The following is a 24482-nucleotide window of genomic DNA, read 5'->3' on the forward strand; positions in this document are numbered from 1 at the left end:
ACCTGCGCCCCGCCCGACAGAAAAAGCTGCTGCAAATCTACCGGCAACGCCTTGACACAAGCCGCCTCATATAAGCCCGAGGGCGACGGCAGCAGGGAGGCGTGTCGAAGAGAAGAGATATGTGAATCCCGTAGGGCTCGACCCGAGGACCGGTCAACGCGCGGCGGAGTGCCTTGTCGGTGCAGCCTCGCCGGCCTGCCACGATCCTCGGGTCGAGCCCGAGGACGACGGGACAGGCGGTGGCGCCGCAACGCCCTGGATCAGCCCCGGCCCGACGCCCTATTCGGCGGCCGGCCCCGCGGCCGCGACGGCGCCGTGGCAATGCTTGAACTTCTTGCCGGAGCCGCAGGGACAGGGGGCGTTGCGCGGCACCCGGCCCCAGGTCGAGGGGTCGTTCTTGTCCATCCGTGCCGCCGGCTGGCGGGTGGCTGCCTGCGGCTGGGCCTGGGCCCGGCGCGGCTGCGCCGCGGCCCGCTCGCCGTCCCGGTCGCTGCCTTGCGGCATCGGGTCGGCGCCGTCGGTGGCGGCGGCCGCCTGCGGGTCGGGATGGCTTTCTTGCATGCGGGCGAAGGCGGCCTGCTGGCGCATCGCCAGCTGCTGTTCGGCCGCCTCCTCCTCGCGCGGGCGGATCTCCACATGGGCGAGCACCTGGGTAACCGTCTCCCGCAGGCCGGCCAGCATGGACTCGAACAGGTCGAAGGCCTCCCGCTTGTATTCGTTCAGCGGGTCGCGCTGGGCATAGGCGCGCAGGCCGACCGCCTGGCGCAGATGGTCCAGGTGATGCAGATGCTCCTTCCACTTCTGGTCCAGCAGCTGCAGCAGCAGGCTCTTCTCCACCATCCGCATCACGTCGGGGCCGAAATTGGCCGCCTTCTCGGCCGCCTTGCGGTCGGCCATGTCGGTGATGCGGCTGCGGATCTCCTCGTCGGCGATGCCCTCTTCCTTGGCCCAGTCCGGGATCGGCAGGTTGACGCCGAAGATGCGCTCCACCTCGACCCGCAGGCCCTCGGCATCCCACTGCTCGGCATAGGCCTTTTCCGGGATGTGGCGGGCGACCAGGGTCTCGATCACGTCCTGGCGCATGTCGGCGACCGTCTCCTGGACGTCCTCGGCCTCCATCAGCTCGATGCGCTGCTCGTAGATCACCTTGCGCTGGTCGTTCATGACATCGTCGAAGCGCAGCAGGTTCTTGCGGATGTCGTAGTTCCGCGCCTCGACCTTCTGCTGCGCCTTCTCCAGCGCCTTGTTGATCCAGCGGTGGGCGATCGCCTCGCCCTCCTGCAGGCCCAGCTTGCGCAGCATGCCGTCCATGCGCTCCGACCCGAAGATCCGCATCAGGTCGTCTTCCAGCGACAGGTAGAACTTCGAGGTGCCGGGATCGCCCTGCCGGCCGGAGCGGCCGCGCAGCTGGTTGTCGATACGCCGGCTCTCGTGCCGCTCGGTGCCCATGACGTAGAGGCCGCCGGCCTCCTTCACCTTCGCGCGCTCCGCCTCCACCTCGGCCGTGATCTCCGCGATCTTCGCCTGGCGCTTCGCCTCGTCCTCGATCGGCGCCGCCTCGTCGGCGATGCGCATGTCCAGGTTGCCGCCCAGCTGGATGTCGGTGCCGCGCCCGGCCATGTTGGTGGCGATCGTCACCGCGCCCAGGCGGCCGGCCTGTGCGACGATATGGGCCTCCTGCTCGTGGTAGCGGGCGTTCAGCACATTGTGGCGGACCTTCTTTTCCTTCAGCAGGCGGGACAGAAGCTCCGACTTGTCGATCGAGGTGGTGCCCACCAGCACCGGCTGGCCGCGCTCCTGCGCTTCCGCCAGTTCCTCGACGATGGCGTCGTACTTCTCCTTCGCGGTGCGGTAGACCTCGTCGTCATGGTCCTCGCGCGCGATCGGCAGGTTGGTGGGGATCTCCACCACCTCCAGCTTGTAGATGTCGGCGAACTCCGCAGCTTCCGTCATCGCCGTGCCGGTCATGCCGGCCAGCTTCGGGTAGAGCCGGAAATAGTTCTGGAAGGTGATCGAGGCGAGGGTCTGGTTCTCCGCCTGGATGGTCACCTTCTCCTTCGCCTCCAGCGCCTGGTGCAGGCCCTCCGAATAGCGGCGGCCCTCCATCATGCGACCGGTGAACTCGTCGATGATGATGACCTTGTCATCCTTGACAATGTAGTCGGTGTCGCGGGCGAACATGTGGTGGGCGCGCAGCGCCTGGTTCACATGGTGGACCGCGGTGATGTTCTCGATGTCGTAGAGGCCGCCTTCCTCCAGCAGCCCCGCCTCGCGCAGCAGTTCCTCGATCCGTTCGGTGCCGGGCTCGGTGAAGCTCACGGTGCGGGACTTCTCGTCCTTCTCGTAATGCTCCTCGGTCAGCTGCGGGATCAGGGCGTCGACCCGGCGGTACATTTCCGAGGAATCGTCCGAGGGGCCGGAGATGATCAGCGGCGTCCGCGCCTCGTCGATCAGGATCGAGTCGACCTCGTCGACGATGCCGAAGTTGAACGGCCGCTGCACCATCGCTGCGCGCTGGAACTTCATGTTGTCGCGCAGATAGTCGAAGCCCAGCTCGTTGTTGGTGGCATAGGTCACGTCGCAGGCATAGGCGGCGCGGCGCTGCTCGTCGTCCATCTCGTGCAGGATCACGCCGACGGTCAGGCCGAGAAACTGGTAGATCTCGCCCATCCAGGCGGCATCGCGGCGGGCCAGATAGTCGTTCACCGTGACGACGTGCACGCCCTTGCCTTCAAGGGCGTTGAGATAGACCGGCAGGGTGCCGACGAGGGTCTTGCCCTCGCCCGTCTTCATCTCCGAGATGTTGCCCTCGTGCAGCACCATGCCGCCGATCAGCTGCACGTCGAAATGCCGCTGGCCGAGGGTGCGCTTGGCCGCCTCGCGCACCACGGCGAAGGCCTCCACGAGGAGATCGTCGAGATCGGCGCCGTCGGCCAGGCGCTGGCGGAATTCCGCGGTCTTTTCGCGCAGGGCCTCGTCCGTCAGGGCCTCCAGCTCCGGCTCCAGCGCATTGATCGCGCCGATCCGCTTGCGGTAGGCCTTGACGATACGGTCGTTTGTCGTGCCGAAGAACTTCTGCGCCAGCGCGCCGAACATAAGAGGATCTCTTTCGCGCGGAATATCGGGGAACGCGGTGGGCTCGCGACCCTTCCGCTTCGGGGTCTGAGATAAGGAGTGCCCGAAACACTGTCAATCAAGCGCACAGATTGCCGCCATCGCCTCGCCACATTCCGGGGCGAGGTCTGACCCCGGCATCACCTCGCAGGTTCCCCGCCTTCAGCCTGCACGATTTCAACCCGGCAGGGCCCTCCCGGCCCGCCGGAACCAAGGAGCCATCCATGCGTATCAGGACCAACACCCAGCCGACCGCCGCACGCGCCGGCAGCGCCGCTTCGGGCCGCCGCCACCGTGCCCGCGGCCTGGAAGCCGCCTTCCTGGGCGGCGCCATGGCGGTGGCCGCGCTGGCGGCCGGCCCGGCCCTGGCCGACGAAAAGCCGGCGACGGAACAGGCCGCGGAACAGCCGGCGGCAGTCGACATGAAGCAGGTGGTGGCGCGGGTGAACGGCCGCGAGATCCGCATGCAGGACGTCGCCGAAGAGATGCGGAACCTGCCGCCGCAGGCGCAGCAGATGCCGCAGGCGATGCTGGTCGGCCTGGTTCTCGACAACGTGATCAGCGCCGAGCTGGTCGCCCAGGCCGCGGACGAGGCCGGCGTCGACGAGAGCGAGGCCTTTGCCGAGCAAATGGCGCAGCGCCGGCGCAAGCTGCTGACCCAGCTCTACCTGCAGGACCTGGCGGAAAAGGCGATGACGGACGAGGCGCTGTCCGCCGCCTATGAGGCGAAGAAGGCGGAATTCGGCGAGCGGGAGGAGATCCGCGCCCGCCACATCCTGGTGGAGAGCGAGGAGGAGGCGAAGAAGATCATCGCCGAGCTGGACGCCGGCAAGGACTTTGCCGAGGCGGCGCAGGAGCATTCCATCGGCCCGTCCAAGTCCAAGGGCGGCGACCTCGGCTTCTTCGAGAAGGAGCAGATGGTGCCGAGCTTCTCCGAGGCCGCCTTCGCCCTGGAGCCCGGCAGCTATAACGAGAGCCCGGTGCAGACCCAGTTCGGCTGGCATGTCATCAAGACCGAGGAGCGCCGCAAGGCGGCCCCGCCCAGCCTGGAGGAGCTGCGCCCGGAACTGCGGCAGGAGATCGTCCAGGACGCGATCGCGGCCGAGATCGACCGCCTGAAGGCGACGGCGCAGATCGAGCGCATGGAAGGCGCCCCGGCAGCACCCGGCGCGGCGCAGTAGCGCCGCCGGCAGGTTCAAGCCGGCGCCACCACGCCCGCGGGAACGATCGCGGGGGCCGGCGTGCGATATTGCGCGCCGGCCCCCGTCTCATTAGGGTCCGGCGCGCCGCAGCTTCCGCGGCCCGCAGGGACCGATGACCATGGCTTCCAAGCATCCCCGCTCCCCGCTCGCGCCCGAGCGGTTCCCCGAGCTTCCGGCCATCGCCGGCGTCGGCATTGCCGTCGGCGCTTCGGGCATGCGCTACAAGGGCCGCGACGACCTGCTGCTGATGACCTTCCCGGAAGGCACCACCGTCGGCGGCGCGACCACCACCTCCTCCATTCCCGGCGTGCCGGTGGTCTGGACGCGGCGCATCCTGCCCGGCGGCCGGGCACGGGCCCTGCTGGTCAATGCCGGCAATGCCAACGTGATGACCGGCGCCCCCGGCGAGCGTTTCGCCGAACGCTGTGCCGCGGCGGTGGCGGAAGCGACCGGCTGCCGCACCGACGAGGTCTGCCTCTCCTCCACCGGCGTGATCGGCCAGGTCCCCGATGCCGGGCCGGTCGAAAAGGTCATGGCGGACCTGGCGAAGGCTGCCGCGGCCGGACCCGGGGGGCCGGAAGCCTGGGCGCGGGCGGCGACTGCGATCGCCACCACCGATACCTTCATCAAGGGTGCGGCGGCGGAGACCGAGATCGACGGCACGAAGGTGCGGATCGCCGGCATTGCAAAGGGCTCCGGCATGATTGCCCCGAACATGGCGACGATGCTGGCCTTCCTGGCCACCGACGCCGCCCTGGGGCCGGAGCTGATCCGCGACCTGATGCGGGAAGCCAACGACCTGTCCTTCAACAGCATCAGTGTCGACGGCGACATGTCGACCTCCGACATGTCGCTGATGTTCGCCACCGGTTCGGCCGGCAACACCGCGATCGACGACCTGTCGGACCATCGCCTGGCGGCGTTCCGCCATGCCCTGCACGGGATCGCCATCGACCTGGCGAAGCAGATCGCGGCCGACGGCGAAGGCGCGACCAAGCTGCTGACGGTGAAGGTCGCCGGCGCGCCCAGCGACCGGGATGCCCGGCTGATCGCCCTGAAGATCGCGGAATCGCCGCTGGTGAAGACCGCCGTGGCCGGCGGCGACGCCAATTGGGGCCGCATCGCCATGGCGGTGGGAAAGTCCGGCTACGACATCCCCCCGGAGGTGCTGACGATCCGCATCGGCGACCAGGTGGTGGCCGCCGGCGGCGGCGTGCTGCCCGACTATGACGAGGCGGCGGCGTCGGCCCACTACGCCGGGCGCGATGTCCGCGTCACGGTCCAGGTCGGCGACGGCCCCGGCGCCGCGGAAGTCTGGTCGTGCGACCTGACCCGCGGCTATATCGACATCAACGCCGACTATCGCAGCTGAGGGGCTGCCGGTGACGGGAGATCCGGCCGGAGGAGTGGCGCCGCTGCGCATGGTGCTGGTCGCAGCGGCGGCCCTGGTGGATGCGGACGGCCGGGTGCTGATGGCGCAGCGGCCGGAAGGCAAGTCGATGGCCGGCCTGTGGGAGTTTCCGGGCGGCAAGGTGGAGGCCGGCGAGACGCCGGAGGCCGCGCTGATCCGCGAACTGGCGGAGGAGCTGTCGATCGACGTCTCGGCCGACTGCCTGGCGCCGCTGACCTTCGCCAGCCATGGCTATGACGACTTTCACCTGCTGATGCCGCTCTATGTCTGCCGCAAGTGGCAGGGCAGCATCGCGCCGCGGGAGGGGCAGGCCCTGCGTTGGGTGCGCCCGAACCGGATGCGCGAGCTGCCGATGCCCCCGGCCGACCTGCCGCTGATCGCGCTGCTGCGCGACCTCCTGCAGCCCTAGGGCGTTCCCGGGAAAGGTAAAGGCGGCATAGAATCCACGATTGTCATCCCGGACTTGATCCGGGATCCATTCCGCCAGCCGTGGGGTCTCTGAACGGCATGCGGAATGGGTTCTCGGGTCAAGCCCGAGAACGACAACGGTTCTATCAAAGATGGGGCCGTTCTAGCCCACGGCCCCGGACCGGGCCCCGGCTGGGGGGACAGAAATGCACGTCGACCACCAGATCGTCGAGATCACCCTGGTCTGCTTCGCCGCCTCGGTGCTGGGCATCGTCATGATGCGCATGCGCCAGCCGGCGATGGTCGGCTATATCCTGGCCGGCTTCGTGCTGGGCCCGTCGGTCCTGAACCTGATCGACCACCGGGATGCGGTGAACCTGCTGGCCGAGCTGGGCGTCACCCTGCTGGTGTTCTTCATCGGCATGGAGCTGTCGCTGCGCGCCTTCCGCACCGTCTGGCTGGTGGCGATGGCCGCCACCGCGATGCAGATCCTGCTGTCGGTGGCCGCCATGACCGGCGCCCGCTGGATCACCGGCGACAGCGTCCTGGGCGGCCTGGCCCTGGGTTTCTGCGTGGTGATCACCAATACCGCGGTCAGCATCCGCATGCTGCAGGATGTCGGCGAGCTGCGCAGCGACACCGGCAAGGTCGCGGTCGGCCTGCTGGTGGCGCAGGAACTGGCCATCGTGCCGATGCTGCTGTTCCTGGGCGGCCTCAGCGGCGGCGGCCTGCCGGGTCTGGACACCCTGGTCCACATCCTGGTGGCGCTGGCCGCCCTGGCCGCCACCATCGCCTTCCTGTCGAAGCGCAAGCGGCTGAAGCTGGAACTGCTGGAACGGCTGGCGGGCGATCGCGGCCTGCTGACCCTGATCGGCCTGTCGATCGCCTTCCTGTTCGCGGTCGGGGCGGAATATCTGGGCCTGTCGGGCGCCTTCGGCGCCTTCCTCGCCGGGCTGATCATCGGCAATTCGGCCCACCGCAAGGACTTCGTGGAGACGACGGAGCCGGTGAAGGACATCCTCTTGATGGTCTTCTTCCTCTCCATCGGCCTGCTGATCGACTACCAGTTCCTGCGGGCGCATTGGGGCGAGCTGCTGCTGCTTCTGGTACTGGCCCTGCTGCTGAAGACCGTCGGCAATGTCTTCACCCTGCGTGTCATGCGGGTGCCCTGGGAGCGGGCGCTGCTCTGCGGCACCGTGCTGGTCCCGATCGGCACCTTTTCCTTCGTGCTGGGGAACCAGGCGCTGGATGCCGGGGTGATCGGGCGGGAGGAATATGACTACCTGGTGGCGCTGATCGCGCTCTCCACCGCCGCGAGCCCGATCTGGCTTGCCGCGACCCGGCGGATCGACCGCTGGCAGCGGCGGCAGGCGGAGCTGGCGAAGGCACGCGCGGCGGAGGCCGTCGCGGAGGAGAAGCGGCCGCCGATGGTGCGGCTGCACTGACCTGCGGTCAGACGGTTCCGCCGCCCCGGGGCGGGTCGGTCGGCAGGCGGATCTCGTCGGTGCCCAGGGCATCGGCCAGGCGGGTCTTCGCGCTGCCGGGGCGCAGCGGCTGCTGCTGGCCGGGGTCGGGATGCCAGCCGGTCAGCCAGATCACGTCGAACTCGACCGTCAGCCGCCCCTCCGCATTGCCGCAGCGGTCCAGCCAGAGCGAGGCGGCATGCAGCAGCACCTCGCGGCGCAGCGGCGCGCGGTGGCGGGCCGCCATCGCATTGCCCTCCGCCATCGCCTGCAGCTCCCGCATCGCGGTCAGCGGGTCGGGCCAGGTCACTGTGACCCGATCGCCGTCGGTCACCGGCAGGGCGAACCCCGCCCGCTGCAGCAGGGCGCCAGCGTCGCGCACCTCAACCATTGGCGAGACCCGGGGCGCGGCGCCGCCGGTGACCGCCAGTTCCGCCTCCATGAAGGCGGCGCGCAGGTCCGACAGGCTGTGCCCGCCGATCATCGCGGCCAGGAACAGGCCGTCCGGCTTCAGCACCCGGTTCAGCTGCAGCAGGGCGCCCGGCAGGTCGTTGACCCAGTGCAGGGACAGGGCCGAGACGACGAGGTCGAAGGCGCCGGCGGCAAAGGGCAGCGCCTCCTCGTCCGCGGCGACGGCGGGCAGGCCGCGGGCCCGCGCGGCGGCGCACATCGCCGGCGACAGGTCGGCATGGACCAGGGTCTCGATGCCGTTGACGCCGGCCAGCGGCTCGGCAAGCGTACCGTCATGGGCCCCCAGGTCGAGGGCCAGCGGAAAGCGGCGCTTCACGTCGCCCAGCCGTTCGGCCAGGCGGGCGCCGATCTCGCGCTTCAGGAAGTCATGGTCGCCATAGCCGGCGGCCGCGCGGTCGCGCTGCCGCCGCACCTGGCGGCGGTCGAAGACGACGGCATCGTCGGCGGGGGAGGAACTGCTCATGGGGCGGGAATATGGGCCTTCCGCCAGGGATTGACGAGGGGCCGGCCGAAACGGCGGCCGGCACAGGGCGGATGGCCGCCGCAATGGCCTGCCGGCAGTTGTGGGGCGCCGTGCGCGACCTGCTCTGGCCGCCGCAATGCCTGGGCTGCGACCGGCCGGTGGCGGAGCAGGGCGGCCTCTGCCCGTCCTGCTGGTCGGCTCTGGCCTTCATCACGCCGCCGCATTGCCGGCATTGCGGCCTGCCGTTCGACCATCCGGTGCCGGGGGAGCTGTCCTGCGGCGCCTGCCTGGCCGACCCGCCGCCCTTCGACCGGGCCCGCGCGCCGTTCGTCTATGGCGGCACGGTGCGGCGGCTGATCCTGGCCTTCAAGCATGGCGACCGCACCGACATGGCCGCGGCCCTGGCGCAGCGGATGGCCGCGGCGGCGCCGGCGCTGCTGGCCGAGGCGGAGCTGATCGTGCCGGTGCCGCTGCACCGCTGGCGGCTGTGGCGGCGGCGCTACAACCAGTCCGCCCTGCTGGCGAAGGCGCTGGCCCGCCTCTCCGGCCGGCCGGCGGCGACCGGGCTGCTGCTGCGCCGCCGGGCGACACCGAGCCAGGGCGGCCTCAGCCGCAGCCGCCGGGCCCGCAACGTCGCCGGCGCCTTCGCCCTATCCGATGCCGCGGCGGATCGGATCGCCGGCCGCCGCATCCTGCTGGTCGACGATGTCTATACCACCGGCGCCACCGTGCAGGAGGCGGCCCGGGTGCTGCGCCGCGGCGGTGCCGCGGCGGTCGACGTGATCGCCCTGGCGCGGGTGGTGGCCGACCGGGACGCGCCGGCGGCCAATGCGGCCGGTGCGGCCGGTGCGCCGGCACGCGTTGTTCCGGATCCCGTCCGCCCTATATCCTGAGCGCCAGACATGAACGACGCCGGGCGACACGGCTGCTGGCCCGCACGGCGCTACCCGCACAGCCTGAGGACGATGGCCGCGAGATGTCCGAGATCACGATCTACACCACCATGATGTGCCCCTACTGCTACCGGGCGAAGAAGCTGCTGACCGACAAGGGCGCCGCCTTCAACGAGATCGACGTGGGCATGGATCCCGACCTGCGGGCGGAGATGATGCAGCGCGCCGGCGGCCGCCACACGGTGCCGCAGATCTTCATCGGCGAGACCCATGTCGGCGGCTGCGACGAACTCTATGCGCTTGAGAGGGCGGGCAAGCTGGACCCGATGCTGCAGCCGGCCTGATCCGGGCCGGCCATTGCCGGAAGGAAGGCGACCGATGAGCGAGGAACTGACCGTCGGCTGCGTCCAGATGACGGCCGTCGACGATGCCGGGGCCAATGCCGACCAGGCGCGGCGCCTGATCCACGAGGCGGCGGATGCCGGCGCGACCCTGGTGCTGACGCCGGAGAATACCGGCTTCATGACCACCGGCCGCAGGCAGGTGCTGGCGGCCGGCCTGCCGGAGGACGGTCATCCGGTGCTGCAGGCGCTGACCGGGCTGGCGCGGGAACGCGGCATCTGGCTGGTAATCGGCTCGCTGTGGATCCGCGATGCGGCGGAGGAGCGCAACCACAACCGCTCCTTCCTGGTCGACCCGGAGGGCCGGATCGCCGCCCGCTACGACAAGATCCACATGTTCGACGTCACCGTCAGCGACACCGAGAGCTATCGGGAGAGCCGCAACTTCGCCCCCGGTGACCGCGCCGTCGTGCATGACGCACCGTTCGGCCGGATCGGCCTGACGATCTGCTACGACCTGCGCTTCCCGCACCTGTACCGTGCGCTGGGCCAGGCCGGCGCACGCCTGATCACCGTGCCCGCCGCCTTCACCCGCCCCACCGGCGCGGCGCACTGGGACGTGCTGCTGCGCGCCCGGGCGATCGAGACCGGCGCCTTCATCCTGGCCCCGGCACAGACCGGCGAGCATCCCGGCGGACGGGAGACCTATGGCCATTCCGCGATCGTCGCGCCCTGGGGGGAGATCGTCGCCCAGGCCGGCACCGAGCCCTGCGCCCTGGTCGCCACCCTGGACCTGGCGAAGGTGGAGAAGGCCCGCGGCCGCGTCCCTACCTGGCAGACCGAGCAGGACTTCGCCCCGCCGCCGCCTTCCCCGGCCCAAGGTCAGGCTGCGGAATAGCGCCGCGCGGCAAGGGCCTGGCGCATGGCCGGCCGCGGCTCCGTCACCTCGCCTTCCATGAAGCCCAGGATCTCGAGATCCGGCGGGCAGATGTCGCGCAGTTCGCCGGGCCGCAGCAGGAAGTCGGGGTTGCGCGGCCGGCCCAAGCGTTCGTTGCCGGCCATGAAGGTCTCGTAGACAAGCACCCCGCCCGGCGCCAGCGCGGCGAAGATGTCGGCCAGGATCGGCCGCCACAGGTAGTTCGCCACCACGACCAGTGCGAAACTGCCGTCGCGGAACGGCCAGCCGCCGCGCTCGCCGCCGCCCTCGAGGTCGGCCTGCACACGCCATGCGCCGGACCGGCCGGCGAGATTCGCGGTGCCGGACAGGTCGCGGTCGCAGAACAGCACCTGCCGCCCCTCCGCCAGCAGCCAGCGCCCCTGGCGCCCGCCACCGCAGGCGAGGTCCAGGGCAGGCCCGTCATGCGGCGCGATTCCTGCATGCCGTTTCAGCCAGGCAGAGGCCCCTGCAGAGGCGGAGAGCGAACCGGTCATGGCGCGGATGCCCCCTTTCCCTGGTTCGGGCAGACTTGTTTTCCCGCAGGTTTCTGCCACATGATCTGGATTAGCAGTCGAGCAGCGCGAGTGCCAGGACCGGCCTGCAGGCCGCATTCCGGTCCGGCCCCGGCGCTTCCGAAACGGTAGCCTGGATGATCAGATACGCCCTTCGTTGCCACAAGGCGCATGAGTTCGAGGTCTGGTTCCGCGACAGCGCGGCCTTCGACAAGCAGAAGAAGGCCGGCGAGGTCAGCTGTCCGCATTGCGGCTCCCACAAGGTCGAGAAGGCGATCATGGCGCCCAACGTGGCCAGCCGGAAGGGGCCCTCCAACCGCGAGGAGGTGGAGCGCGCCACCGCCACGGTGGCGATGCTGCGCAAGATGCGCCAGGCGGTGGAAAAGAATGCCGACAATGTCGGCGACAGGTTCGCCGAGGAGGCGCGCCGCATCCACTATGGCGAGGTCAAGCCGCGCAACATCTACGGCAACACCACCAAGGACGAGGCCGAGGAACTGGTAGAGGAAGGCGTGGAGTTCGGCGTGATCCCCTGGGTCGACCTGCCCGACGCCTGAGCGCCGCCGCCCGGCGCTCCGGTGCCGGCGCGCCCTGCCGTCAGGCCGGCCGGCTGCCGCATACCAGGTAGTTCACCGACAGGTCGCGGCTGAGCCGCCAGCCGCGGCTCACCGGGTCGTAGCTGATGCCGGCGGTATCGGTCAGGCCGATCCCGGCATGCCGCATCATCCGTGCCAGTTCGTGCGGCTTCAGAAACCGCCGCCAGTCATGGGTGCCCGGCGGCACCAGCCGCAGCAGGTATTCCGCCCCCAGGATCGCCATGCCGAAAGCCCGCAGTGTGCGTGACAGGGTGGCGGCGGCGAAGAAGCCGCCGGGCCGCACCAGTGCCGCGCAATCCGCCAGGAAAGCCTGCGGCGCCGCGACATGCTCCACGATCTCCATCGCCAGCACCGCATCGAAGGTCAGGCCGCGGTGCACCAGCGCCGCCGCCTCCGCCGCCTCGTAGCGGATCTCCAGCCCGGCCTCCGCCGCATGGGCACGGGCGACGGCGATCGCCTCCGGCGCCGCGTCGAGCCCCGTCACCTCCGCCCCCATCCTGGCCAGCGGTTCCGACAGAAGGCCACCGCCGCAGCCGATATCGATCACCCGCAGGCCGGCAAGCGGCCGCGGCAGGGACGGGTCGCGCCCGAAATGGACGCAGATCCGGTCGCGCAGGAAGGTCAGCCGCGCCGGATTGATCGCGTGCAGGCCCGCCATCTCGCCCTGCGGATCCCACCAGGCTTCCGCCGACAGGGCCCCGAAGCGCGCCAGCTCGGCGGCATCCGCCGTCGCCTGTGCCGCACCGCCGCCCGCCTGGCGGGCGGAGCCGTCGATCGCCGTCTGCGTCATGCCTGCTGCCTGCCGGACGGGCCGGCGGCCTCCCTTCGGTTGCCGGAAACGGGCGGCGGTCGCGCTTGCGTCGCCGCATCCGCTCCAGTATGTAGCGCGCGGTTTCCTGCGACAAACCGGTTGAGATGCCGCATGCCCCCAAGGCTTGCCGAGGCGGACGCGCGCGGCGGCGCCCCCGGGGATGGGGCGCGGGACGGGACTGGTACTGGCGGGGCCGGATCCTTGCGGAACAGCGTTCTGGTGTGATGGTGGGGGAGCGATGGCCTGCCTGGTTGTTAAGTTCGGTGGCACCTCGGTCGGTTCCGTGGAGCGAATCCGCAAATCCGCGGAGAAGGTCGCGCGTGAGCTGAAGGCGGGGCATCAGGTCGCCGTGGTGGTCTCCGCCATGGCGGGGGAGACCAACCGCCTGGTCGACCTGTGCCAGCAGGTCGCGCCGATGCACGATGCCCGCGAATATGATGCCGTGGTCGCGACCGGGGAGCAGGTCAGTGCCGGACTGTTCGCCATGACCCTGCAGGCGGCGGGCATCCACGCGCGCTCCTGGCAGGGCTGGCAGCTGCCGCTCCGCACCGATCGCGCACATGGCGCGGCACGCATCCTGGAGATCGAGACCGGGCTCCTGCGCGAGCGGATGGCGGAAGGCCAGGTGCCGGTGATCACCGGCTTCCAGGGCCTGGCGCCGGACAACCGCACCGCCACCCTGGGCCGCGGCGGCTCCGATACCTCGGCGGTGGCGGTGGCGGCGGCGCTGAATGCCGACCGCTGCGACATCTATACCGATGTGGACGGCGTCTATACCGCCGACCCGCGCATCGTTCCGGCCGCCCGGCGGCTGGAGAAGGTAACCTACGAGGAGATGCTGGAACTGGCCTCTCTCGGCGCCAAGGTGCTGCAGACCCGGTCGGTGGAACTGGCGATGAAATATCAGGTTCCGTTGCAGGTCCTGTCCAGCATGCAGGAAGATGCGGTGGGCTCCGACCTGCCCGGGACCATGGTCGTTGATGAGGATGAGGGCATGGAGGAACAGGTCGTCAGCGGTGTCACCTACGACACCAACGCGGCGAAGATCACCCTGGTGCGGGTCTCCGACCGTCCCGGCGTGGCCGCCGGCATTTTCGTGCCGCTGGCCGATGCCGGCATCAATGTCGACATGATCGTGCAGAGCGTGTCCGACGACGGCAAGGCCACCGACCTGACCTTCACCGTGCCGCGCGCCGACCTGGCCCGGGCGACCGAGATCCTGCAGAAGCTTTCCGGCGAGATCGGCTTTGCGCGGCTGCTGCCGGCCAGCGACGTGGTGAAGATCTCCGTCGTCGGGGTCGGCATGCGCAGCCATGCCGGCGTGGCGGCCAGCATGTTCCGCACCCTGGCGGAGAAGGGGATCAACATCCAGGCGATCACAACGTCCGAGATCAAGGTCAGCGTCCTGGTCCCGCAGGACTATACCGAGCTGGCGGTGCGCAGCCTGCACCAGGCCTTCGGTCTGGACGCCACGACCTGAGATGGCGCAGGGGCGGACAGGCGGTGCCGTGGCGGCCCCCGGGGCCGGCGCGGGACCGGACCGTTCCGTCCCGGCGGTGTGCCGTGCCGGCGCCCGCCCCGTCGACCCGCCTGCCGGTGCCGTCTGATGGCCCTGCTGCCCGAAGCCGGCGGACCGCGGGCACTGCTGCGCCAGCTGCGCACCCTGATGGCGGGCGACAGCGACGGCGATGCGCGCCTGAAGCAGATCGTGCGGCTGATCGCCGGCAACATGGTGGCCGAGGTCTGCTCCATCTACCTGCTGCAGGCCGGCCGCGAACTGGTGCTCTATGCCACCGAAGGCCTGAACACAGCCGCCATCGGCACGACGCGCCTGCATATCGGTGAGGGTCTGATCGGCGACATCGCCGCGCGGGGCCGGCCGCTGGCCCTGTCCGACGCCCAGCACCACCCGAAATTCGCCCACCGTCCGGAAACCGGCGAGGAGCCCTTCCTGTCCCTGCTGGGCGTACCGCTGCTGCGGCAGGGCCGGATCATCGGCGTGCTGGCGATCCAGAACCGCACCCAGCGCAACTATGCCGAGGAAGAGATCGAGACGCTGGAGACCATCGCCATGGTCCTGGCGGAGTTCGTCGGCGCGGGCGAGGTCATCCCCAACGACGAGCTGGCCCGCATCGATGCGGAGGCCACCCTACCCCACAGGCTGGAGGGGCGGACCCTGTCCGAAGGCCTTGCGATCGGTCGTGCGGTCCTCCATCGGCCGCGGCCTGACCTGCACCGCGCCCTGGCGGAGGACCCGGAACATGAGCGCGAGCGGCTGAACGCCGCGATGGCGGAGATGCGCGACGCGATCGGCACGATGGTCTCCGACCTGGATGCACGTGTAGGCGAGAGCCGCGACATCCTGGAAGCCTACCAGATGTTCGCACACGATTCCGGCTGGCTGCGCAAGTTGCATGTCGCCGTCGATTCCGGGCTGACTGCGGAGGCGGCGGTGCAGCGGGTGCAGATCGACATGCGCCACCGGATGGAGAATGTCGCCGACCCCTATCTGCGCGACCGCCTGGCCGACCTGGAGGATCTGGCGAACCGCCTGATGCGCCATCTGGCCGGCGGCGAGGCGCTGAGCGGCGGCACCGCGCTGCCGCCCGACGCCATCGTCTTCGCCGAGCATCTGGGACCAGCGGAACTGCTGGACTTCGACCGGGAGAATATCAAGGGCGTGGTGCTGGAGCATGGCTCGGCGATGAGCCATGTCGCCATCGTCGCCCGTGCGCTCGGCGTGCCGGTGATCGGCGGCTGCCGCAACGTGACCGGCCGGGTTGAACCGAACGACCCGGTGATCGTCGACGGCGATCACGGCCAGGTCTTCGTGCGGCCGGCCGACGATGTCCTGCAGGCCTTCCAGCAGAACCAGAAGATGCGCCAGCAGCGCCGCGCGATCTACGAGCAGCAGCGCGACCTGCCGGCGGTCACCCGGGACGAGGCGCTGGTCACCCTGCTGATGAATGCCGGCCTGCTGGTCGACATGCCGCACATGGCGGAGGCGGGCGCCGAGGGGGTGGGCCTGTACCGCACGGAGCTGGAGTTCATGGTCCGCGCCACCTTTCCGCGGGTGGAGACGCAGACGGAACTCTACGCCCGCATCCTGGAGTCCGCGGAGGACCGGCCGGTCGTGTTCCGGACCCTGGATGTCGGCGGCGACAAGACATTGCCCTATATCGGCGAGCGCCACGAACCCAACCCGGCGATGGGCTGGCGGGCGATCCGCATCGCCCTGGACCGTCCCGCCCTGCTGCGCACCCAGGTGCGCGCCCTGTTGATCGCCGGCGCCGGGCGCGACCTGAAGGTCATGTTCCCGATGGTCACCGACGTGACCGAGTTCGTCGAGGCGCGGGGCGTGCTGGAATCCGAGCATGACCGGCTGCGCCGGCAGGGGCGCAACCTGCCACGCGGCCTGGAGGTCGGCGCGATGCTTGAAGTGCCGTCGCTTCTGTTCCAGCTGCCGGCGCTGCTGCGGGAGGTCGACTTCCTGTCGATCGGCTCCAACGACCTGGCGCAGTTCATGTTCGCCGCCGACCGCGGCAACCAGCTGACCGGCGACCGCTACGACCCGGTCGGTCCCGCCTTCCTGCGGGTGCTGGCGGAGATCGCCGCCGCCGGCCGGGCCGCCGGCAAGCCCGTCACCCTCTGCGGCGAGATGGCGGGCCGGCCGCTGGACGCAATGGCCGCGATCGCGGTTGGCCTGCGGCGCCTGTCGATGACCGCCGGTTCGATCGGTCCGGTGAAGGCGATGATCCGCAGCCTGGAACTTCGCCCCCTGGAACGGCTGACCGCCGATCTGCTGGACCGTCCCGATCGAAGCCTGCGGCGAGACCTGAAGAATTTCGCTGTCGAAAACGGCATAGCCATTTGAAAATGCGCAGGAATCTGTGTATTTACGGGACAGTGGCGGGTGGATTTATCATTCTTCAATGCAGGCTGGGCAAGTTGCTGGGACCGGCCCGCATGACGGGGCAGGTCCCAATCGTCACCTGAAGCTTCGTAACGCCAGCGTGTCACCGAATGTCCAGCGAACGGTCGCGACGTATCGCGCTCCTCGAACAGCGCAAGAGCAAAGACCTGGGATTTCATGATCCGGACCCCGACGCCCGGGGCACAGGCATATACAGCGGGATTGGCGACGTCCTCCGTCAGGCACGGGAACGCCGCGGGCTGACACTGCAGGAAGTCGCCGCGCACCTGCGCATCAGCGAGAGCTATCTCGCCGCCATCGAGTGCGGCCGCTTCAGCCAGCTGCCCGGACGCAGCTACGTCCTCGGCTTTCTGCGCAGCTACGGCAAGTTCCTCGACCTCAATCCCGACAAGGTGGTGGCCCAGTACAAGGCCGAGGACGACGACGATTTCGCCCGCAAGCAGCAGCTGAAATTTCCGACCGTCCGTCCGGAAGGCCGCACCCCCGGACTGTGGCTGTTGCCGGTCGTGACCATCGTCGCCGCCGTCGGCTATCTGGGCTGGTACGGCTGGAAGACGGATCTGGTCTCCTTCGACGCGATCGTTCCCGACGTGCCGGCGCGCCTGCAGGCGGAGAGTGGCCCCACGGCCGACGCGCCCGCCGCCGGCAGCGGCACCGCAGCGGATGCCGGCACCGCGGCCACCGGCCTGCTCGACCGCCGCGACGGTGGCGACACCACCGGCGAGGAGATGCGCCTGGCGCGAAACGGCGGCGCCGACGCGGCAGAGACGGCGGCTGCGGCGCGGGCCGGGGAACCGGCCGCCGATGCCGCGACCGCGGCGCCCGTGGCAGAATCCGATCCGGCCACCGGAACTGTCGCCGGTGGCGTCACCGCCGAAACCCGCGCTGACCCCGGCGCCGATCCCGCAGCCATCGATACCCCATCTCCCGATACTGCGACCACCGACGCCACGGCCGCCGATGCCAGCGAACCGCCGCCCCTGCCCTCCGACCCGGCCCCGCAGGAGGGCCAGGTCCAGAGCGGTCAGACACGGGACACGGCACAGATGGCGGCGGCCGGCAATGTCACCACCACCGAGGCCAGGTCGGGCATGCCATCCGGCGACCCGGCAGGCGAAGCCGCGCCGACCGCGGGCGGCGCCGCCGACGCGCCGGCCCAGGGCCGTGTCTTCGGCACCGAGCAGTCGCGGGTCGTGCTGCGTGCCAACGCCGATACCTGGGTGCAGGTGGAGGATGCACAGCGCAACCTGCTGCTGACCCGGGTCCTGAAGGCGGGCGACATCTATCGCGCGCCGAACCAGTCCGGCCTGGTCCTGATGACCGGCAATGCCGGCGGCCTCGTGGTCGAGGTCGATGGCGAGGCGATCCCCTCCCTTGGGCCGCGTGGCGCGGTGCGACGCAACGTCTCCCTGGACCCCGAGCGCCTGCTCGACGGCAGCCAGCTGGTCAACTGACGGCCGGCCGCCCGCCGGCTGTTTGCCCCAGGCCGTCGGTCCCCCGGAAGATGTCGGCCTTGCCGGGGCTTGCTCCCGCCGCGCCATCTGACCATCTTTGCGCCGTGCGCCGCCCCCGGGACGCGGCGCGATGCCATCAGGAGTTCCTCACATGAGCGTCCGGCCCTATCGCGACATCCAGCGGCGCGTCAGCCGGCAGATCTCGGTCGGCCCGGTGAAGGTCGGCGGCGGCGCACCGATCACGGTGCAGACGATGACCAATACCCGCACCTCCGACGCCGGGGCGACGATCGACCAGATCCGCCGCTGCGAGGAGGTCGGCGCCGACATCGTCCGGGTGTCCTGCCCGGACGAGGACAGCACCGCCGCACTGAAGGAGATCGTGCGCGCCGCCCGCGTGCCGATCGTCGCCGACATCCATTTCCACTACCGCCGGGCGCTGGAGGCCGCCGATGCCGGTGCCGCCTGCCTGCGCATCAACCCGGGCAATATCGGCTCCGCCCAGCGGGTGGCCGAGGTGGTGCGCGCCGCGAAGGCGAACGGCTGCAGCATCCGCATCGGCGTCAATGCCGGCTCGCTGGAGCGCGACATCCTGGAGCGCCACGGCGAGCCCTGCCCGGAGGCCCTGATCGAGAGCGCGCTGAACCATATCCGCGTGCTGGAGGAGCAGGACTTCCGCGAGATCAAGATCAGCGTGAAGGCCTCCGACGTGTTCCTGGCGGTCGCCGCCTATCAGGGCCTGGCGGAAGCCTGCGACTATCCGCTGCATATCGGCATCACCGAGGCCGGCGGCCTGCGCGCCGGCACGGTGAAGTCCTCCATCGGGCTGGGCATGCTGCTCTGGTCGGGGATCGGCGACACCCTGCGGGTCTCCCTCTCCGCCCCGCCGGAGGAGGAGGTGAAGGTCGGCTTCGACATGCTGAAGGCGCTGAGCCTGCGCCATCGCGGCGTGAACGTGATCTCCTGCCCGTCCTGCGCCCGGCAGCAGTTCCAGGTGATCGACACCGTCGCCGCGCTGGAGGAACGCCTGGCCCATGTCACCACGCCGATGACGGTGTCGGTGATCGGTTGCGTCGTGAACGGCCCGGGCGAGGCGCGGGAGACGGATATCGGCCTGACCGGCGGCGGCCGCGGCACCCACCAGGTCTATATCGCCGGGGTGCCGCACCACCGCTTCCAGGACGAAGACCTGGTGGAACATCTGGCGCAGCTGGTCGAAGCCAAGGCCGCGGAGATCGAGGCCGCCGCCAGCGGTGCGGCGACGGGCGACGACCCGTCCGGCCCGGCCCGGACCGACACGCCGCCGCAGGCGCGCCGGTCGGCGCTGGCCGACGCCACCTGACACGAGATCGGAGAGACATTTGGCCAGCCTGCAGCCCGTCCGCGGCACCCATGACCTTTTGCCAGACGACTTCGCCCGCCATGCGGCGGTGATCGACACGGCGCGTTCCGTGTCGCGCCGCTACGGCTATCGCGAGACGGCGCCGCCGATCTTCGAGTTCACCGAGGTCTTCGCCCGCACCATGGGCGAAACCTCGGACGTGGTGTCGAAGGAGATGTACTCCTTCACCGATCGCGGCGGCGAAGGCATCACCCTGCGCCCGGAATTCACCGCCGGCATCTGCCGCGGCGTGATCAGCAACGGCCTGCAGCAGAACCTGCCGCTGCGCGTCTTCGCCAACGGACCGGTGTTCCGGTACGAACGGCCCCAGAAGGGCCGGCAGCGGCAGTTCCACCAGATCGACCTGGAGCTGATCGGCGCGCCGGAACCGCGCGCCGATGTCGAGGTGATCGCCGTCGCCTGGGACATCCTGCAGGCGCTTGGGGTCGCAGAGAAGTGCCGCCTGGAGATCAATTCCCTGGGCGACCCGGAAAGCCGCGCCGCCTATCGCGAGGCGCTGCTGGCCTATCTGGAGCCGCACCGCGCCGAGCTGTCGCCGGACAGCCAGGCACGTCTGGAGCGCAACCCATTGCGGATCCTGGACTCCAAGGTCGAGCGCGACCGGGAGATCGTCGCCGACGCGCCCCGCTTCGGCGATTATCTGGGGGCGGACGCCACCGCCTTCTGGGCAGAGGTGCAGGACGGCCTGACCGTGCTGGGCATCCCCTTCACGGTCAATCCGCGCCTGGTGCGCGGCCTGGACTACTACACCCACACCGCCTTCGAGTTCATCACCGAGGCGCTGGGCGCGCAGGGCGCGGTGATCGCCGGCGGCCGCTATGACGGGCTGATCGAGATGCTGGGCGGACCGCACACCCCGGGCATCGGCTGGGGCGGCGGCATCGAGCGGCTGGCGATGCTGGCCGATGCGGCGGCGCAGCCCGACCGGCCGGTCGCCCTGGTGCCTCTGGGGCCCGCGGCGGAGCGGCGGGCCTGGACCATCGGTCACGACCTGCGCAAGGCCGGGCTGGCGGTGGACGAGGCCTTCAAGGGCAACCTGTCCCGCCGGCTGAAGCGCGCCAACAAGGTCGGCGCCCGCTTCGCGGTGCTGATCGGCGACGACGAGCTGGCCGCCGGCAAGGCCACCGTGCGCGACCTGGACGACGGCAGCCAGGCGGAGATCGCCTTCGACGCCCTGCCCGGCCGTCTGGGCGCGGCCTTCGGCGACAGCGCCTGAGGGACCGCCTGCGATGCTGCCGAACGCCAAGCTGGATCAGGTCCTGCGCCGCTATGACGAGGTGCAGGCGCTGCTGGCCAGTGTCGATATCGCACCGGACAGGCTGGCCGACCTGAGCCGGGAATTCTCCGGCCTGGAGCCGGTGGTCGCCGGCATTGCCGACTATCGCCGCCTGCAGGCGGAGCTGGCGGATGCCGAGGCGATGCTGGCCGAGGCCGGCGGCGATGCGGAGATGCGGGAGCTCGCGGAAGCAGAGCGCCGCAGCCTGCAGGAGCGCCTGCCGGAGGCGGAGCGGGCGCTGCAGTTCCTGCTGCTGCCGCAGGACGAGGCCGACAGCCGCAATGCGATCCTGGAGATCCGCGCCGGCACCGGCGGCGACGAGGCCGCTTTGTTCGCCGCCGACCTGCTGCGCATGTACCAGCGCTATGCCGAGCTGCACGGCTGGAAGCTGACCGTGATGGACGGCACGGAAACCGACCTGGGCGGCTGGCGGGAGGTGATCGCCGAGGTGGCCGGCCGCGACGTCTTCCGGCGCCTGAAATACGAATCCGGCGTGCACCGCGTGCAGCGGGTGCCGGAGACCGAGGCCGGCGGCCGGATCCACACCTCCGCGGCCACGGTGGCGGTGCTGCCGGAAGCGGAGGAGGTGGATATCCAGGTCCGCGACGAGGACTTGCGGATCGACGTCTACCGCTCCTCCGGCGCCGGCGGGCAGCATGTGAACACCACCGACAGCGCGGTCCGCATCACCCACCTGCCCACCGGCATCGTGGTCACCCAGCAGGACGAGAAGTCGCAGCATCGCAACAAGGCGAAGGCGCTGAAGGTGCTGCGTGCCCGGCTCTACGACCAGCAGCGCCAGCAGGCGGATGCGGAGCGGGCGGCGACCCGCAAGGGCCAGGTCGGTTCCGGCGACCGGTCGGAGCGGATCCGCACCTACAACTTTCCGCAGGGACGCGTCTCCGACCACCGGGTGAACCTGACCCTTTACAAGCTGGACAAGGTGCTGACCGGCGAGGCGCTGGACGAGTTCGTCGATGCACTGATCGCCGACGACCAGGCCGCCCGGCTGGCCGCCGAGGATGCCGCGTGACGGCGGTGGGCGAACTTCGGCCCGCCGCCGACCGCCGGCAGCTGCTGGCCGAGGCGCGCGCCAACCTGGCCGCTGCCGGGGTGGAGGATGCCGGGCGCGACGCCCTGTGGCTCCTGGCCGCGGCCTGCGGGCTGGACGGCCCGGCCGGCGCGGCGCATGGCGCGCCGCTGCCGCCGGAGGCCGCGCGCCGCTTCGCGGAGATGCTGCGGCGCCGGGCCGCGCGCGAGCCCGTCGCCCGGATCATCGGCCGGCGCGGCTTCTGGACCCTGGACCTGGCGGTGACTCCGGCGGTCCTGGACCCGCGCGCCGATACCGAGCTGCTGGTCGAACAGGTGCTGGCCCGTCTGCCGGACCGGCAGGCGCCCCGCACCGTCCTGGACCTGGGCACCGGCAGCGGCTGCCTGCTGCTGGCCCTGCTGGCGGAACTGCCCGCCGCGACCGGCATCGGCATCGACCTGTCCGCCGACGCCCTGGCGGTGGCACGCGCCAATGCCGCCACAGCTTGCCTTGTGGGTCGCAGCAGCTTCCTGCAGGGCGACTGGGGCCTGGCGCTGACGGACCAGTGTGCCGATATCCTTGTCAGCAACCCGCCCTATATCGCCAGTGGCGCGCTGCCGGCGCTGATGCCGGAGGTGCGCGACCACGACCCGCCGCTGGCCCTGGACGGCGGTCAGGATGGGCTGGATGCCTATCGGCGGATCGTGCCGGACCTGCGCCGCCTGCTGCGGCCCGGCGGCCTGGCGGCGCTGGAGGTGGACGCAGCGACAGCCGCAGCGGTGACCGGCCTGCTGGAAGCGGCCGCTGCGAAGCGGGTCGTCGCCGCCGACGACCTCGCCGGCCGCCCGCGCGCCCTGCTGGCGGAATTCTGATTGCCGCCGCAGGCCGCTTGCGCATTTGGTGCTTGGAATCCGGGCGGCCAGCCGCTACTGTCACAGCGTGCCGGGGGCAGAAATGCCGGGGAACCGTCGACAAGCCGACGGTCGGGCCGCGCGGCGGAGATGCCAGCGCGGCGGGGCATCAGCGGTTGCCGAAGGCCGGGCCCGGATGGGCCGGCGGCCGATATGGGGACCGGTCGGCACCGCGCACTGCAGGCAACGGATCTATCGACCAGCTGGGGTCGTGGCGGCAGCGTCCTGCCGGGTCATAGCGACTGACCTGCCGCATTCCTGCGCCCGGCGCGGAAGCCTGCCGTGCCGGACAGGAGCGAAGATTCCCTTCGGGGCGCTTCCGCGGAAGATCGCGTATCTGGAGCGGATGCTGGCGGCATGGCCGCCGATGATGACCGGATCGTCGCAGCTGTGGGGACGGCGACGATCGAGCCGCGCGAAGGCGCAGCCATAGGCCCGCGATGCCCGGAACCCGCGATGGCCGGGATCCGGCGATGACGGAACGGCCGGACAGGTGTCCGGCTGCGGCGCGGGTGGACAGGCTGCCGGCCGTGTCGGGCGGCTTGGGACAGATTGGGGACTGACTTAGACAAGTCGGACGCAATCGCAAGCGCAAGCACCGCCTGTCGATGGCAGGCGAGAGCGGCGGGCTGCGGCCAAGAGAGGCCGCAGGATGGCCCGCCACCCCCGGCCTGCAGGGCCATCGGCGAACTGCCGACCGCTGCCGGCCATGTGAGCCACTTGAACGGGCAATGGATTCAACGGAACCGGAATGAGACCTGTTAATCAGAAACGGGCACGCGGCAACCGCTCCGGCGGACGTCGGCCGCATCCGAACAATGCCAACCGCAGCTACGATTCGAACGGCCCGGATGTGAAGATCCGCGGGTCGGCGAGCCATATCTTCGAGCGCTACTGCCAGCTCGCCCGGGACGCCAGCGCCAGCGGCGACCGGATCGCCGCGGAAAGCCATCTCCAGCATGCTGAGCACTACTACCGGATCATGCTGGCCAACGGCCTTGTCACGCCGCGGCAGCCGAACCAGCGCGGTGCCTCCAACCAGGGCAATGGCGGCGGCGGACCGAACGGGTCCGGCGGCGGCTATGACGACGACGAGGACGAGGACCAGGCCAGCGGCCAGAACGGCAATGTCGGCGGCAATGCCGGCGGCGGCTCGGGCGGCCAGTCGCCGCAGCTCGACCTGGACCAGCCGCGCCAGCGCGACGGCGGCCGGCAGGCCCGGTCCGACGACGACGGCAATGACGGCAGCGACGACGACGCCCGCGCCGAGGCCCCCCGGGCCCAGGGTGGCCGCGGCCATGCCGCCCGTGACAATGCCCCCCGCGAGAACGCTTCCCGCGACAATGCTTCCCGCGACAATGCTTCCCGCGACAATGCTCCCCGGAACAATGCGTCCGCGGGCGAGGAACCGCAGGAGGATGGCAACCGGGCCGAGGCGTCGCGCGGCGACGGCAACCGGGGCGACGGCGGCAAGGGCGAAGGCCGCCCGGCGCGGCAGCCGCGGCGCCGCCGCAGCAGCCGGACCGAGCAGGCCGCCGCGGCCAGCCAGACCGCGGAAGCCGAGGATGCCTCCGGAGAGAACAACGGCGGCGGCGAGACCGAGGAAGCGGCCGCCTGACGGGCGGCTGCCGGCCGGCAGCAACCGCCGGAGCGCAAGAACAGGGCGGCGTCGCGACCAGCGGCGCCGCCCTTTTTCGTGGGGTTTTCGCCCGGCAGGATTGTCGCCGACCCGCCTCTCCGCTGCGGCATTTTAAGCTGCGGCCAGACCCTTGTGTTGCAATATTGCACCACCATATCCGATAGGTCGGGCGGGGACCTTGCCGCAATCGGGAGGTTCTGTCCGTCGTCGCCTC

20 protein-coding genes are annotated in these 24482 nt (G+C 70.5%); 16 read left to right on the plus strand and 4 right to left on the minus strand.

The genetic code is table 11. The annotated features are described in order from the left end of the window. Positions 1 to 279 precede the first annotated feature (279 nt). The gene (gene secA / locus ACFOGJ_RS00130) at positions 280 to 3096 is read right to left on the minus strand and encodes a preprotein translocase subunit SecA (protein WP_379897341.1); all 2817 of its coding nucleotides are present in this window, start codon (positions 3094 to 3096) and stop codon (positions 280 to 282) included. A gap of 242 nt (positions 3097 to 3338) precedes the next feature. On the opposite strand from secA, the gene ACFOGJ_RS00135 reads away from it, so the two are divergent. From ACFOGJ_RS00135 to ACFOGJ_RS00150, 4 genes are all read left to right on the plus strand, one after another. Further along, positions 3339 to 4295 carry a peptidylprolyl isomerase gene (locus ACFOGJ_RS00135; protein WP_379897342.1) on the plus strand — a complete coding sequence of 319 codons (957 nt, stop codon included), beginning with the start codon at positions 3339 to 3341 and terminating at the stop codon, positions 4293 to 4295. A 133-nt stretch (positions 4296 to 4428) separates the two neighbouring features. Next, complete coding sequence (argJ, locus tag ACFOGJ_RS00140; RefSeq protein ID WP_379897343.1) at positions 4429 to 5688, plus strand: bifunctional glutamate N-acetyltransferase/amino-acid acetyltransferase ArgJ; 1260 nt, start codon at positions 4429 to 4431, stop codon at positions 5686 to 5688. A 49-nt stretch (positions 5689 to 5737) separates the two neighbouring features. Beyond that, on the plus strand, positions 5738 to 6136 hold the full coding sequence (locus ACFOGJ_RS00145; RefSeq protein WP_379897384.1) for a (deoxy)nucleoside triphosphate pyrophosphohydrolase: 399 nt from the start codon (positions 5738 to 5740) through the stop codon (positions 6134 to 6136). Positions 6137 to 6341: 205 nt separating this feature from the next. Continuing rightward, positions 6342 to 7580, plus strand: a complete 1239-nt coding sequence (locus ACFOGJ_RS00150; RefSeq protein ID WP_379897344.1) for a cation:proton antiporter domain-containing protein — start codon at positions 6342 to 6344, stop codon at positions 7578 to 7580. A gap of 7 nt (positions 7581 to 7587) precedes the next feature. On the opposite strand, the gene ACFOGJ_RS00155 is transcribed toward ACFOGJ_RS00150, so the two are convergent. Then, positions 7588 to 8532: a methyltransferase domain-containing protein gene (locus ACFOGJ_RS00155; protein WP_379897345.1), complete on the minus strand. Its 945-nt coding sequence runs from the start codon at positions 8530 to 8532 to the stop codon at positions 7588 to 7590. An 83-nt stretch (positions 8533 to 8615) separates the two neighbouring features. On the opposite strand from ACFOGJ_RS00155, the gene ACFOGJ_RS00160 reads away from it, so the two are divergent. The 3 genes from ACFOGJ_RS00160 (at position 8616) to ACFOGJ_RS00170 (ending at position 10664) form a co-directional block, all read left to right on the plus strand. Further along, on the plus strand, positions 8616 to 9425 hold the full coding sequence (locus ACFOGJ_RS00160; RefSeq protein ID WP_379897346.1) for a double zinc ribbon domain-containing protein: 810 nt from the start codon (positions 8616 to 8618) through the stop codon (positions 9423 to 9425). A gap of 83 nt (positions 9426 to 9508) precedes the next feature. Further along, positions 9509 to 9769: a glutaredoxin 3 gene (gene grxC, locus ACFOGJ_RS00165; RefSeq protein WP_379897347.1), complete on the plus strand. Its 261-nt coding sequence runs from the start codon at positions 9509 to 9511 to the stop codon at positions 9767 to 9769. A 34-nt stretch (positions 9770 to 9803) separates the two neighbouring features. Continuing rightward, positions 9804 to 10664: a carbon-nitrogen hydrolase family protein gene (locus ACFOGJ_RS00170; protein ID WP_379897348.1), complete on the plus strand. Its 861-nt coding sequence runs from the start codon at positions 9804 to 9806 to the stop codon at positions 10662 to 10664. Here ACFOGJ_RS00170 and ACFOGJ_RS00175 read toward each other — a convergent pair. Next, on the minus strand, positions 10649 to 11197 hold the full coding sequence (locus ACFOGJ_RS00175; RefSeq protein ID WP_379897349.1) for a class I SAM-dependent methyltransferase: 549 nt from the start codon (positions 11195 to 11197) through the stop codon (positions 10649 to 10651). The two genes, ACFOGJ_RS00170 and ACFOGJ_RS00175, sit on opposite strands and share 16 nt — an antisense overlap. 155 nt (positions 11198 to 11352) lie before the next feature. Between ACFOGJ_RS00175 and ACFOGJ_RS00180 the strand changes: the two genes are divergently transcribed. Beyond that, a complete protein-coding gene (locus tag ACFOGJ_RS00180) occupies positions 11353 to 11772 on the plus strand; it encodes a DUF1178 family protein (protein ID WP_379897351.1) in 420 nt (139 codons plus the stop codon). 40 nt (positions 11773 to 11812) lie between these two features. Here the strand turns inward: ACFOGJ_RS00180 and ubiG are convergent, their stop codons facing one another. Beyond that, positions 11813 to 12601 (minus strand): bifunctional 2-polyprenyl-6-hydroxyphenol methylase/3-demethylubiquinol 3-O-methyltransferase UbiG, encoded by a 789-nt coding sequence (ubiG, locus tag ACFOGJ_RS00185; protein ID WP_379897352.1) that lies wholly within the window; start codon positions 12599 to 12601, stop codon positions 11813 to 11815. A gap of 259 nt (positions 12602 to 12860) precedes the next feature. On the opposite strand from ubiG, the gene ACFOGJ_RS00190 reads away from it, so the two are divergent. The 8 genes from ACFOGJ_RS00190 (at position 12861) to ACFOGJ_RS00225 (ending at position 24247) form a co-directional block, all read left to right on the plus strand. Then, positions 12861 to 14102: an aspartate kinase gene (locus tag ACFOGJ_RS00190; RefSeq protein WP_379897354.1), complete on the plus strand. Its 1242-nt coding sequence runs from the start codon at positions 12861 to 12863 to the stop codon at positions 14100 to 14102. Positions 14103 to 14228: 126 nt separating this feature from the next. Beyond that, on the plus strand, positions 14229 to 16496 hold the full coding sequence (gene ptsP, locus ACFOGJ_RS00195; RefSeq protein WP_379897355.1) for a phosphoenolpyruvate--protein phosphotransferase: 2268 nt from the start codon (positions 14229 to 14231) through the stop codon (positions 16494 to 16496). Between the two features lie 149 nt (positions 16497 to 16645). After that, positions 16646 to 18010 carry a helix-turn-helix domain-containing protein gene (locus ACFOGJ_RS00200; protein ID WP_379897356.1) on the plus strand — a complete coding sequence of 455 codons (1365 nt, stop codon included), beginning with the start codon at positions 16646 to 16648 and terminating at the stop codon, positions 18008 to 18010. Between the two features lie 151 nt (positions 18011 to 18161). Next, positions 18162 to 19352, plus strand: coding sequence for a flavodoxin-dependent (E)-4-hydroxy-3-methylbut-2-enyl-diphosphate synthase (gene ispG / locus ACFOGJ_RS00205; protein WP_379897357.1), 1191 nt, complete (start codon positions 18162 to 18164; stop codon positions 19350 to 19352). Between the two features lie 19 nt (positions 19353 to 19371). Next, entirely contained in the window at positions 19372 to 20628 is a 1257-nt protein-coding gene (gene hisS / locus ACFOGJ_RS00210; protein ID WP_379897359.1) for a histidine--tRNA ligase, read from the plus strand. A gap of 13 nt (positions 20629 to 20641) precedes the next feature. Continuing rightward, complete coding sequence (gene prfA / locus ACFOGJ_RS00215; RefSeq protein ID WP_379897360.1) at positions 20642 to 21721, plus strand: peptide chain release factor 1; 1080 nt, start codon at positions 20642 to 20644, stop codon at positions 21719 to 21721. After that, positions 21718 to 22590 carry a peptide chain release factor N(5)-glutamine methyltransferase gene (prmC, locus tag ACFOGJ_RS00220; protein WP_379897361.1) on the plus strand — a complete coding sequence of 291 codons (873 nt, stop codon included), beginning with the start codon at positions 21718 to 21720 and terminating at the stop codon, positions 22588 to 22590. Before prfA ends, prmC begins: the two co-directional genes overlap by 4 nt. A 790-nt stretch (positions 22591 to 23380) precedes the next feature. Continuing rightward, positions 23381 to 24247 carry a DUF4167 domain-containing protein gene (locus tag ACFOGJ_RS00225; protein WP_379897362.1) on the plus strand — a complete coding sequence of 289 codons (867 nt, stop codon included), beginning with the start codon at positions 23381 to 23383 and terminating at the stop codon, positions 24245 to 24247. Positions 24248 to 24482 lie beyond the last annotated feature (235 nt).

Origin of the sequence: Marinibaculum pumilum (assembly GCF_042646425.1) — a bacterium.
In the GTDB taxonomy this organism is placed as follows: Bacteria; Pseudomonadota; Alphaproteobacteria; order Ferrovibrionales; family Ferrovibrionaceae; genus Marinibaculum; species Marinibaculum pumilum.